A 12675-nucleotide genomic window follows, 5' to 3' on the forward strand; every position below is an offset into this window, starting at 1 on the left:
TCAAGCAGTGTTTAACAAGTTATTTTGCTCTGATGGAAACAAAACCTCATTTTTCTGGTGCTAACTTTATGGGAAAGTAATAACAGATAACACCGCTTGAGGCGGTGGTATCTACGTTATTTTTGTGGGTGATTCAATTGTGATGATTGAGCGGGCAGCTTTTTTAACCATTCACGACAGAGTGTAATTAGCGCAGGTGCATCAACATTTGCTGTTGCCTGATAAGGCATCTCCGATAATGCTCGCCCAATGCCTTGTGAAAAGGGTTGATTGACCAAAGGTTTATCTAAAAACTGTAGCCATGCTTCACCTGTTAAACCAGCAACTTGTTGACGATTATAATAACTTAAGCACGCACGCCGTAATAAACGCGATAATTCAATTACTAACTGCTGTGTATTTTGATGCGTTTGATATTGCTGTTCTAATTGTTGCAGACGGGTTAGCGCGTTTTTTTGCGGACTGGTTTGTATTCTTTGACGATAACGCCATACCCAAAATACTAGCCCTATCAGTAGTGGCACGATGATTAATAACAACCACCAGCCTAAAGCAGGTGGAAACCAACTGACAGGGTCGGGTAAATGAATATCACGTAATGCCAATTCAGGAGTGGGATTCATAACAAAAAAATATAGGTAAACGGGCAACATTGCACCGCTACTATCAATAAGGGCAATGCGACTTATATCAATAATTTTACTGTCTATAATTTTATACCTATAGTTTTGTCTCAATTAGCAATATTTGGAAGAATAGTTTTACATTTAACTATTTATAAATATTGATAATTAAATTAACCTATCTGTAAATAAAACGTAGTGTGTTATGCTTAAAATATTATAAAAAATGGCTTTATAACAGAACAAACGGTGTGCCAAATAAAAATTAGGTAAATGCAAGACTTATCTGAATCAAAATTTTCATTTTTTAATCTTATCCATTTGAAAATTTTGTGAATATTGATTTGTTGTGTATTACCAAAAGCTTAAATAGTTAATAACTATTTATACCCCACCACACAAGGAGAAAAACATGCGTTTTGTACGCCATCAATTACTTGTAACCGCAATCGCGGCAACCTTTACTTTTGGTAGTTGTTTTAGTTCACTCACCACGGCAGCCGAAAAAGTGCGCTGGCGTGTACCTGTTGCGTTTGCTTCTGACTTACCGGGTTTAGGTGATCCTATCACTTATGTCGCTGATAGCTTGATGAAAGCCAGTGGCGGTGATATTGAATTGCGTGTATCAGAACCGGGTAAACTCGTTCCGCCGTTTGAAATTACGGATGCAGTAAAAAATAATAAAGTGCCTGCGGGCTATACGTGGATAGGCTATGACCAAGGCAAAATTCCTGCCTCGCCTTTGTTTGCAGCCGTTCCTTTTGGTATGGAGCCTTGGGAATATACCGCATGGTGGTATGAAAGCGGTGGTCGACAATTAGGCGAAGAGGTGTATGGCAAGCAAAATGTACATCCTATTTTGTGTAGCATTATTGGCCCTGAAACAGCGGGTTGGTTTCGTAATCCGATTAATGTCTTAGATGATTTAAAAGGCTTAAAAATTCGTTTTGCAGGCATTGGCGGGCGTGTTATTCAACAAGTTGGTGCGTCCGTTACCATGTTACCGGGGGGAGAAATTTTCCAAGCCCTAGAAAAAGGGGCGATTGATGCGACCGAATTTTCTATGCCTGCCATTGACCAAAAATTGGGATTTGACAAGATTGTTAAATACAATTACTTCCCCGGATGGCATCAAGCCTTTACGGCTAGCTACTTACTGGTGAATAAGGATGAGTGGGGCAAACTCAGTGAAGCGAATAAAACCATGATTGATATGGCATGTACCGCAGCCGTCGCACGTTCTACGGCTAAAGGGGAAGCCATACAAGGTGGTGTAATTAAAACGTTGCAAGAGAAAGGGGTGACTGCGAGTAAGCTACCAGAACCTATATTGCGTGAACTACAAAAAGTAACCCAGCAAGTAATGGCTGAAGAAGCCTCAAAAGATGCTGATTTTAAAAAGGTGATGGAAAGCCAGAAAGCCTTTATGGAAACTTACAAAATTTGGAAGGGTTTGGCGTATTTACCACGTGATTTTTAAACTCACGACCATTAAGGAAAGACTAAAAAAGGGAATGTGAGACTGCAATATTCCCTTTTTTCCTTAATACCTATCTGACAAGGAGAGGCTTATGAACCCATCTGTCGACCCCACCCCTAGTGAGGGGTCTATTCATTTTTCCCATATTGTTCATCATACGACCTTACCAAGTAATATTATCTCCCTAAAATTGGACGGTTTTATTCGTCGTTTAGGCGAGATTATTTCATGGGTTTGGTTGCCATTGATGCTGGTGATTATTTTTAATGTCACTATGCGTTACGCTTTTGGGCAAGGGCGTATTGAATTGGAAGAAATTCAATGGCATTTTTACTCCATTGGATTTATTTTTGGATTATCTTATTGTTATCAATCCGATTCACATGTTCGCATTGATATCCTACATGACCGACTGAGCTTAAAGCTTCAAACATGGATTGAATTATTGGGAATTTTTTTCTTTTTGTTGCCATTTATCGCGTTAGTCATTATTTACGCAACACCTTTTGTTTATGATGCTTATAAAATCAATGAAGTATCACAGGCACCGGGGGGATTACCTTATCGTTGGCTAATTAAATCTGTTTTACTAATAGGTTTTATTTTATTAGCCATTGCTGCCATTTCGCGCTTGTTACGTTGTACAAGTTTGTTATTTGGCTTGCCTAAACCAATTCGTCAGGGGTAAACCATCATGGAATTAGACCAAATTCTTGCACTTTCCATGTTTTTATCCTTTATCCTATTGTTATTTACAGGGTTTCCCGTTGCATGGATTTTAGGGGGGTTAGCGGTTGTTTTCAGTGCAATCTCAATTTTTATTAGTGCAAATTATGATGTAAATGTCTTTATTATTGAAAGTTGGGCAGAAACCTCGTTAGTTGTTGAACGTATTTGGGACATTATGAACAACTGGGTATTGGTTGCCCTACCTATGTTTGTTTTTATGGGGTTGATGTTAGACCGTTCAGGCATGGCAGAGCAGTTAATGAGTAATTTGGTTAAATTATTCGGGCGTGTGCGAGGTGGATATGCGATAACCGTCGCGTTAATTGGTTTATTGTTGGCAGCCTCAACGGGAATTATTGGCGCGTCAGTTACCTTATTAACATTGCTCGCACTGCCGCCCATGTTGGAACAGCGTTATAGTAAAGAATTAGCTTGTGGTACGATTTGCGCGGTTGGCACGTTGGGCATTTTAATTCCGCCCAGTATTATGTTGGTATTAATGGCTGACCGTTTGTCTTTACCCGCAGGTGATTTATTTTTAGGTGCATTATTACCGGGTATTTTGTTAGGTGTATTGTTTATTCTGTATATTTTGGTTATTTCTTATCTTAAACCAGAACTTGCGCCTTTGCCTGAAAATGCTGAACCTGTTACTTTAAAAGTAGTTGTGTTAGCACTCATTGCTGTGTTGCCGCCAGCACTGCTAATTTTGGCTGTGTTGGGTAGTATTTTTATGGGAATTGCAACACCAACAGAAGCGTCTGGTGTGGGTGCATTTGGTGCAGCATTATTGGCTTTATTTAAAGGTCGCTTGAATTTTCGGATGTTGAAAGATGTCTCTATTGAAACAACTAAAACGACGGCTTTTATCTTTGCTATTTTTGTTGGCGCAACAGCTTATTCTTTGGTATTGAGAGGATTAGGTGGCGATGAGTTAGTTGCTAGTGGTTTAAAATCACTCCCCTTTGGACCTGATGGGGTTGTTATTGCCATTTTATGTGTTGTCTTTATCTTAGGGTTTTTCTTAGATTGGGTAGAGATTACATTAATTGTCTTACCACTGGTTGCACCAGTCGTTGTAGAGCTAGGCTTTGATTTAGTTTGGTTTACGGTTGTGTTTGCCGTTTGTTTGCAAACATCATTTTTAACGCCTCCTGTTGGTTTTGCACTGTTTTATCTTAAAGGGGTTGCACCACCAGAAATTCGAATAGGACATGTTTATCGTGGTGTTGTGCCTTTTATTATCTTGCAACTTGTAGGGCTAATGATTACTTATCTTTGGAAAGATTTGGTTTTATGGTTACCAAGTGTTGCGTATGGGTAAATCGGTAAAGCGTGTATTACCCATTTTTGTAACGTATTAAATAATAAGATGGGCAACCCACTGAATGGTTGCCCTTTTTTGTGGCATGTGACTGTGAATGTTGATTAGTTTCTAACTTTGGCATGGATTCAGCATAAATTATATAAAATATAGAACTTACGCAATGAGCAGAAGGGTGTGTGTTATCTTAGAGAATCGCAGTCATACATGTATTATGTCAGTTTTAACGTATTTTATAGCGTAACTGTTATTGTACTGGGTCACTATCAGACAGGTGACTAAATCGTGAGCGTTCCAAATAAGCAGTTATCAAGCTATCTTGTGTTTGTTTAGAGAAGTAATTTAAAAATAATTGTATAGAATTAAAGTAATATTATTGGACATCCTTAATGGGGTTAAACCCCTAGTAGATGAAATCCCTCTTTTATTTACCCACGTTAGGGCGTATTAATCACATCTGTTTTCTTACGTGGTCTGATAATTGATAAAATGTAAAACTGATTTGAAAGCAGAGAAAAAGTGGATAGTTTTTCTACCTACTTTTTCAAACTGTTGAGCCTTGCGTTATAACAGTTGGGGAATAGCGCAAAACCCTACTTAACTGTATGACTTTCCGATAAGATAAAAACTAATAATTCTATGGAAACCAGCGTTATGCAAAATCAAGAGAAAATAACTCTTCTCATTGTTGACGACGAAATTGTGTCACGTTCCAGCTTAGAAGCCTTGTTGGAATCAGATGAGTACCAATTATTTTTTGCAGAAAATGGGGCGCAGGGGTTAGAAAAAGCAGAATCTATACATCCTGCCCTTGTTATATTAGATGTAATGATGCCGGGGATGAATGGCTTTGAAGTGTGTCGACGATTGCGTGCAAACCCCACGCTCGCCCAGACACCCATTATGATGATTACCGCATGGGATGACCCAACCGCTAAACAACGTTGTTTGGATGTTGGTGCGAATGATGTTATTTGTAAACCGTTTAACCGTGCTGATTTACATGCACGCGTACAAAAATTAATTATTACTGCCTAATTTTCAGTAATTCACTTACGCCCTCTTATTTTTCACTATTTGCGTTCATTATGGCGGATAAAAGCACAGTACTCATTGTTGATGATGAAATCGTTTCACGCTACACCGTTGAAGTGCTTTTAGAATCAGAAGGTTATAACCTCATTTTTGCAGAAAGCGGTGAGGAGTCTTTACGTAAAGCGGAAGAGATTATTCCAGACTTGATGTTGTTAGATGTCATGATGCCCGGTATGGATGGTTTTGAGGTGTGTCAACGGTTACGTACCAACCCAAAACTTGCAGAGTTGCCCATTGTGATGATTACGGCACTAGACGACCGAGAATCGCGTTTACGGGGTCTTGAAGTAGGTGCTGATGATTTTATGAGTAAACCGTTTGACCGTGCAGAATTACGCGCACGGGTGCGAACAATTACCCGTTTAAATCGTTATCGTCGTCTGATAGAAACCGAAGAACAACTGGTTTATTTAGCCAATTATGATGTTTTAACGGGATTACCGAATCGCAATTTAGTTCTCGAACATCTTCGCCAATCCATTGAAAATGCAAGTCATAGCAAAACAACGTTTGCACTAATGTCCTTAGATTTGGATGGCGTGCAAATCATCAACGAATCTTTAGGGCATAATTTTGGTGACCTACTGTTAAAAGAAATTGCCCATCGTTTACGTCACTTATCCCTACCAAAAGGCACGATTACCGCCCGAATGGCAGGGGATGAATTTCTACTGATATTACAAACCACACAAAACGCCATCAAAGAAGCCAGCCATGTTGCACAAGATTTATTAGAGTCGATTCGTCAGCCCATTTCATTGGCTAAACAACATGAAATTGTTATCACTGCAAGTGTTGGGATTAGTATTTACCCCAGTGATGGTGAAGATACACAAAATTTACTCCGTAATGCCAATATTGCAATGTCGCGGGCAAAGCTACAGGGTAAAAATAATTATCAGTTTTTTAAAATAGAAATGAACGAAGCGGCGGTAAAACGCTTAGTTTTTGAAAATCAATTGCGTAAGGTGTTAGAACGTGAGGAATTATGTTTATATTATCAACCGCAAATTGAATTGATAAGTAAACGAGTTGCAGGGTTAGAAGCTTTATTGCGTTGGGAAAATACTACATTGGGTGGAATGATATCACCTGATAGATTTATCCCCATTGCCGAAGAAATGGGTTTAATCGTACCGATTGGTGAGTGGGTATTACAGACAGCTTGTAAACAGGGAAAAGAGTGGTTAGAGCAAGGCTTACCCCCTGTGCGTATTGCCGTCAATATTTCCAGTCGGCAATTTCAACAACCTGGTTTATTGGCTAAAATTAAAGAAATTTTGGAATATACCCGTTTCCCAGCCGAATTATTAGAAGTAGAAGTGACGGAAAGTTTATTTATTGGTGATGACAGTGTGCGCAACTGCTATAAAATGCTTAAAGAATTACAAGAAATGGGTGTAAAAATTGCGATTGATGATTTTGGAACGGGTTACTCGGCATTAAATTATTTAAAACGTTTTCCAGTGAATACATTAAAAATAGACCGTTCTTTTATCAAAGATATTTGCGTAGATAAGGATGATGCCGCGATTACAACGGCAATTATCGCTATGGCACATAGTCTGAATTTATCAATTATTGCTGAAGGCGTGGAAGAAGTGGAACAACTCGCTTTTTTACATTTTCATAAATGCGAAATGGCACAAGGTTATTTATTTAGCCCTCCTGTTCCTGCCAAACAGATTGAAAAAATCCTCACAGGTGGCAGTATTTTTCAAACTATTTCTACACGGTCATGATTTAACATCTATTGGTTAAAAATTCATATTTGTTGTTAGTTTATTCACATTACCGTTGCGTCAATTATCACAAAAAGAGTTAGAGATAATCATGACAATTTAGATAAAATAGTGTTAATATTTCTGCAATTAAGACCCGCTAGATTGCGGGTTTTTTATTTCTTTGTAGCTTTTTATATCCACATATAAACCGCCTTAATTCATGGTCAATTATATATCGACCCCATTCTGCCTGACACGACACATTCAGATAATCTCATGCGTAAATTATTGTTATTAAAACCAACAGCTCTATTACTATCTCTAGCCTTATTAAGTGGTTGTGTTGATGGTAATGCTACTCTTGGCGTGATATTGGGCTTAGCAGCAGCGGCAGGAATTGCAAGTTTGGGTGGCGGTGGTGGTGATAGTGGTAGTTCCACAACAACTCCCTCCCCAACAGAAGAAAGCAAGTTAATTCTTAAAACGTATGATGGTTTTAGTGACGATTTATTAACCGCAGGCGTGGGGGTGTCAGGATTACGCAATAGAAATCCGCTTGCTGTCACAGATACTGTCAATCCTACGGCAACAGAAGTTCGACGGGATACGATTGTTCGTCAATATCAAGCCACGCATGATATGCGCACAACCTCAGGTTATGGCACCTTATACGGTGCAACCGTTCCGACTGCGTTTGCAACACCCAGTAGTGAGGATGGTACGGTTGCGGGTAAAGAATACTTAGTGTATATAGATGATAGTGAAGGAAAAAATGTTAGTTTAATGGTGCATATTCCCACTACTTTTCAGGTTAAAGACCCTTGTATTATTGCAACGGCTTCGCCCACTTTTCGTGGCATTTATAGTGCTGTTGGTTTAGCGGGCGAATGGGGATTGAAAAACAATTGTGCGGTCGTTTATACGGATAAAGGGGCAGGGGTTGGCGAGCATGATTTGAATACCAATACCGTGTTTTTAGTAGATGGTGTTCGACGCTTAGCTAATGAATCAGTAAGCGATATAAAAACTAAACCCAATTTTGTAGCAAAAGGGTCTGAACAATTGGATTTAGCCGCTTATAGTTCCGCATCGCCTTTCCGTATTGCTTATAAAGCGGCGCATTCACAAAAAAACCCCGAAGCGCAATGGGGAACGAATATATTAAATGCCATTGAATTTGCCTTGTATGTTTTAAATCTTGAGGAAAATTATGGCAGTAGTACAGCAGGTAGCAGTCTTACCGCAGATAACACCTTAATTATTGCAGCAGGTACTTCAATGGGCGGGGCTGCAGTTCTACAAGCGGCGGAGCAGGATACCGATGGATTAATTGATGGTGTTGTTGTTATGTCACCCGCAATGAGTCCAAAAAAATTAGTAAATGCTAATGGCTTTACGATTAAACACGGTAGAATCAGTTACTTCAATAGTACACACGGTAGAAGTTTGTTTGATGTATTGACATATCAGAATATTTATCAACCTTGCGCAAGCGTGAATACATCGGTTGCTGGGGTACGTGGGCGTTGTAGTGCGTTATTTGCAGAGGGATTATTAAGTAGCACGACGTTGAATGCACAAATCGCCGAAGCCCGTCAGCGGTTAATCGATTATGGCATTTTAGCCAGTGCCAGTGCTATCAGTGATATTTATTGGGATTCTTCTGTTTATGCAGGCTTATCTGTGTTATATGCCAATGCTTACGGTCGTTTTAGTGTCACAGAAAACCTGTGTGATTATAGTTATGCAGGTACAAACCCTGATACGGGTGTGGTTCGGGCAAAATTTTCGGTAGATTTAGCGGATGATTATCAAACAAGTAGTGGTTTTCCTCCTAGCAGTGGCACGGAATTGGTGAATAATTTTGGTAATAATGGCAAAGGTATTCCTTACCGTGAAACGATTAATCTGAATGGTGTTTCTGATGAGTATTTGCAGGGTGCGTTGTGTTTACGTCGCTTATTCACAGGGACAACAGGCGTTTTAGCCAGCGAAGGAACTGCTTTAACAGGAACTGCACTAAATAATGCAAATCGTGTGCAGCAAGGATTACGTGAAACGATTGTCAGTGGCAATTTACGAGGCAAACCCGCCATTATTGTGCATGGTCAAGATGATGCCTTAGCACATGTTAATTTTACATCCCGTTCTTATTATGGATTGAATAAACAGGTTGAAGGGGATAACAGCCATTTAGTTTATGTTGAAGTAACTAATGCCAATCACTTTGATGCTTTTAATGAAGATTATGAGCTAAATACGCAGATTCCCTTATTGTATTATTTTAATAACGGACTAGATCGACTTTATGGGTATTTGCACAATCGGGCGTTATTGCCTCAAAGCCAAGTTATTCCAACAACGCTACCCAGTACAACAGGTAATAAAATTACCGCAAGCAATCTCCCCAAAATGGATAATGGGATTGTTGATTGTCAAATTACCTTTGATGGACAAACACTTAATATTCCTGATTGCGCTGGTGATTTGTAGTCTTTTACGGCGTGATGGAAGTGCTTAATTGTCCGCAAGTGTAGTTTTATTTTAAAAAATTATGCTTGATGTTTACTTGATATGAGAAAAAACATCTGGTGAATTTGTCTTGTTTTATATGCGTTACTAGAATTTATATAAGTTATTTACGTTATATTGAGAGTAACATATAAAAGGGTTTTATATACCCGTTATTGCCCTTAAGAATCAGGTTATTAATTATGCAAACTGTTTTCCGTTTTCGTTCATCTTTGTTAGCCGCAGGGCATCTCAGCTTATTTTTGTGGATGGGAATGACGGCAGGTTATGCAATGGAGTCTGTGGACACGCCCGCCATGACGATACCCATTGTTGAACCTGTGCAAGAGTCTCCGCCTGTTGTACCTGAGTTTGTTCCTTCGCGACCAGAAACTCCCTTAGCGGAGAAGATATTTCAGCGTTTAAATCAGTCATCTGTTATTACTGTGCAAACCATCAGTAAGACGCTGCAAACCCAAATGCAGCAAAAACAGCTTTATGATCGTCGTGCTTACAGCCCCATTTGGACAGATACTCAAGCACTTACAGCAAATGGAACAGCTTTATTAAAGACGTTGGCACAAGCCGAATTAGAGGGCTTAAATCCTGAAACTTATTCGGTATCATTATTGCAGGCTTTGGTTGCACAATATCCTCAGACCTTAGAAAACATTGCGGAATTAGAGTTGTTGTGTAGTGAGGCTTTTTTATTGTATGGCACACAGGTACATGATGGGCGGATTAATCCCATAACAGTTAATCGGGAATGGTATATTGCTCCGACTGTTGCATGGGATGCTATTGGGGAATTAGAAACGGCATTAGCCGCACAACAACCAATGGCGCAGTTTTTAGCAACCTTACCTCCGCCGCATGTTGAATACACACGTTTACGCACTGCGTTAAAAGTATATGACGATTATTTAAAGACAGCAGGGGATTGGATTAATTTACCGATGGGTAAAAAAATTCAACCGGGTGAGAGTAACCCACAAATTAAGCTATTACGACAACGGTTACGTTTTAGTGGTGAATTAGCGGATGACGTAAAAGTGACTAATGAAGAGTTGTATGACACTAAGTTAGTAACTGCCCTAAAATATTTTCAAGCGCGTCATGGTTTGGTAGATGATGGTGTGTTAGGCGATACGACGCGCAAAGTGCTTAATGTGTCACTGACAGAACGTATTGAACAGATTAAGTTAAATATGGAACGCTGGCGTTGGGTTCCACGTAACTTTGGTGAACGCTATATTTCTGTGAATATTCCAGACTATAAATTAACCGCGTATGATCAAGGTAAACCTGTTTATGATATGAAAGTCATGGTTGGACGAATAGATCGCAATACGCCTATTTTTACTGAAAACATGACTTATTTGGTGTTAAATCCGCATTGGGGTGTTCCTTATAGTATTGCTGTAAAAGATATTTTGCCAAAATTGCGCAAAGACTCCTCTTATTTATCGCGTCAAGGTATGCGGGTTTTTGTAAAGGGAACAGAATTAAATGGACAGTCCATAGACTGGTCACAAGTTAGCTCGTCTAATTTCCCTTATCAATTGCGACAAAATCCGGGAGATGGAAATGCTTTAGGTAAGATTAAATTTATGTTTCCTAATCGCTTTTCGATTTATCTCCATGACACACCGAAACGGAGTTTGTTTAGTCGTCCTGACCGTGCATTAAGTTCAGGATGTATTCGTGTTGAACAACCTTTAAGCCTTGCAGAATATGTGTTGGGTAATACAACATGGAATAAAGAAAGTATTCAAAAGGCAATTCAAACGGGAAAACATCGGATTGTTAATTTGGATAAACCGCTACCTGTTTATTTAATGTATTGGACAGCATGGATTGATGACGAAGGGGCGATGCAATTCCGTGAAGATATTTACCAACATGATACGCGAGTACAACAAGCATTGACGAAATTACAACTGGTTGCAAAAAAGTAACCAGACTGTCATTGTACAAATAAAAGCGGTTGTATTAGGATGAGCGGTATTGCGTCGCAAGGAAGGCGAGATGAATTGACAATCATATAGCAAAGGTACTGACCAATGCTATATGATTTGTTTGTGTCAACGTGATAAAAACAATCAGTAAATTTCCTTACTCAAACCCTTGCTATAAACAGTAAGGGAATTAGATGAGAATTTATTGGTTGATATATCACTTGTCTTCGAGTATCTATTGTTCAGCTAACTAATGGTTGGACGAATAGATACATCTATCACGGCAATTATTGCTGAATATAATACGTCATTTTTTGACGTTTAGTCAAGAATTACGGTTACACACGACAGATAACATAGTCGAGGTACTTTGCGTGCCAATTTTTAGCGACTAAAGGGGAAACTAATATATGACGTTTAGTAAAAAAACGACGCGCCGTCAATTTTTATATAACACTCTCATAGCAGGAACAGGTCTGCTAACCTTACCCAATTTCGTTTATGCCAGCCAAGATAAACACAAAACATCTGACGTGGATACTTTTAATGCCATTTGGGATAAAGCACAACCACTAGTCGTTAAAAACAAAAAACTCGCATTTTCTAACCTCAACACTAACGAAGAGTTAGAATTGGTTTACTGGTCAAATGGTTCTTATGTTAAATCTGCTTTAGACCGTATTAACCAATTATTTCGTGACCATCGCACGGATGAAGTGCATGTCATAGACCCTAACTTGTTAGACCTGTTCTATGACCTACAACAGGTACTTTCAACCCCCGAACCCCTACAATTGATTTCTGGTTTCCGCTCGCCAGACACGAATGCAATGTTGCGTGGCAAACGGAAAAACTCCGGTGTTGCAAAGAACAGCTTACACATGATTGGTAAAGCGGCTGATATTCGTCTGCCCGACAAAAGTATTGACCAAATTTATCAAACGGCCGTTCTTATGCAACGTGGAGGAGTCGGATATTACTCAGGGTCTAATTTTGTACATGTTGACGTAGGAAATGTGCGCTCATGGGGTAAGAAAGAATAGGGATTATTCCTTATTTGTGCTTTTATTTCAGATAATCGTATGGCTGTACCATTAAATTGACAATTGAAAGTCAGGATTTTCAATTATCAATTTGCGGAAATGATTTAACCTTGAAAACTAGGTTAGCAAAGCGTATCTATGGATTTATACGTGCTACCCTATTTTTCAATTTCATTACCTTGTTTCTT

9 protein-coding genes are annotated in these 12675 nt (G+C 39.2%); 8 read left to right on the forward strand and 1 reads right to left on the reverse strand.

From position 1 onward, the window contains the following. Positions 1-116: 116 nt before the first annotated feature. Positions 117-623 (reverse strand): DUF4381 domain-containing protein, encoded by a 507-nt coding sequence (locus tag AL038_RS01015; protein ID WP_066246169.1) that lies wholly within the window; start codon positions 621-623, stop codon positions 117-119. 412 nt (positions 624-1035) lie between these two features. On the opposite strand from AL038_RS01015, the gene AL038_RS01020 reads away from it, so the two are divergent. The 8 genes from AL038_RS01020 (at position 1036) to mepK (ending at position 12487) form a co-directional block, all read left to right on the forward strand. Continuing rightward, positions 1036-2103 carry a TRAP transporter substrate-binding protein gene (locus AL038_RS01020; protein WP_062147719.1) on the forward strand — a complete coding sequence of 356 codons (1068 nt, stop codon included), beginning with the start codon at positions 1036-1038 and terminating at the stop codon, positions 2101-2103. Between the two features lie 91 nt (positions 2104-2194). Further along, positions 2195-2791: a TRAP transporter small permease subunit gene (locus tag AL038_RS01025; RefSeq protein ID WP_062147722.1), complete on the forward strand. Its 597-nt coding sequence runs from the start codon at positions 2195-2197 to the stop codon at positions 2789-2791. A gap of 6 nt (positions 2792-2797) precedes the next feature. Continuing rightward, positions 2798-4156 (forward strand): TRAP transporter large permease, encoded by a 1359-nt coding sequence (locus AL038_RS01030; protein WP_062147725.1) that lies wholly within the window; start codon positions 2798-2800, stop codon positions 4154-4156. A 654-nt stretch (positions 4157-4810) separates the two neighbouring features. Then, entirely contained in the window at positions 4811-5194 is a 384-nt protein-coding gene (locus tag AL038_RS01035; RefSeq protein ID WP_101539230.1) for a response regulator, read from the forward strand. A 50-nt stretch (positions 5195-5244) separates the two neighbouring features. After that, positions 5245-6993, forward strand: a complete 1749-nt coding sequence (locus AL038_RS01040) for a putative bifunctional diguanylate cyclase/phosphodiesterase (protein WP_062147730.1) — start codon at positions 5245-5247, stop codon at positions 6991-6993. Between the two features lie 258 nt (positions 6994-7251). Next, entirely contained in the window at positions 7252-9468 is a 2217-nt protein-coding gene (locus AL038_RS01045; RefSeq protein WP_062147734.1) for a 3-hydroxybutyrate oligomer hydrolase family protein, read from the forward strand. 221 nt (positions 9469-9689) lie between these two features. After that, entirely contained in the window at positions 9690-11444 is a 1755-nt protein-coding gene (locus AL038_RS01050; RefSeq protein WP_062147737.1) for a L,D-transpeptidase family protein, read from the forward strand. A 410-nt stretch (positions 11445-11854) separates the two neighbouring features. Then, a complete protein-coding gene (gene mepK / locus AL038_RS01055; protein WP_062147740.1) occupies positions 11855-12487 on the forward strand; it encodes a peptidoglycan L,D-endopeptidase MepK in 633 nt (210 codons plus the stop codon). Positions 12488-12675 lie beyond the last annotated feature (188 nt).

It is taken from the genome of Beggiatoa leptomitoformis (assembly GCF_001305575.3).
GTDB classification, from domain to species: Bacteria; Pseudomonadota; Gammaproteobacteria; order Beggiatoales; family Beggiatoaceae; genus Beggiatoa; species Beggiatoa leptomitoformis.

What these genes read in the sequence shown, in the direction of transcription:
- AL038_RS01015 (WP_066246169.1), bottom strand. Translation starts at nt 623, where the DNA reads ATGAATCCCACTCCTGAATTGGCATTACGTGATATTCATTTACCCGAC.
- AL038_RS01020 (WP_062147719.1), top strand. Translation starts at nt 1,036, where the DNA reads ATGCGTTTTGTACGCCATCAATTACTTGTAACCGCAATCGCGGCAACC.
- AL038_RS01025 (WP_062147722.1), top strand. Translation starts at nt 2,195, where the DNA reads ATGAACCCATCTGTCGACCCCACCCCTAGTGAGGGGTCTATTCATTTT.
- AL038_RS01030 (WP_062147725.1), top strand. Translation starts at nt 2,798, where the DNA reads ATGGAATTAGACCAAATTCTTGCACTTTCCATGTTTTTATCCTTTATC.
- AL038_RS01035 (WP_101539230.1), top strand. Translation starts at nt 4,811, where the DNA reads ATGCAAAATCAAGAGAAAATAACTCTTCTCATTGTTGACGACGAAATT.
- AL038_RS01040 (WP_062147730.1), top strand. Translation starts at nt 5,245, where the DNA reads ATGGCGGATAAAAGCACAGTACTCATTGTTGATGATGAAATCGTTTCA.
- AL038_RS01045 (WP_062147734.1), top strand. Translation starts at nt 7,252, where the DNA reads ATGCGTAAATTATTGTTATTAAAACCAACAGCTCTATTACTATCTCTA.
- AL038_RS01050 (WP_062147737.1), top strand. Translation starts at nt 9,690, where the DNA reads ATGCAAACTGTTTTCCGTTTTCGTTCATCTTTGTTAGCCGCAGGGCAT.
- mepK (WP_062147740.1), top strand. Translation starts at nt 11,855, where the DNA reads ATGACGTTTAGTAAAAAAACGACGCGCCGTCAATTTTTATATAACACT.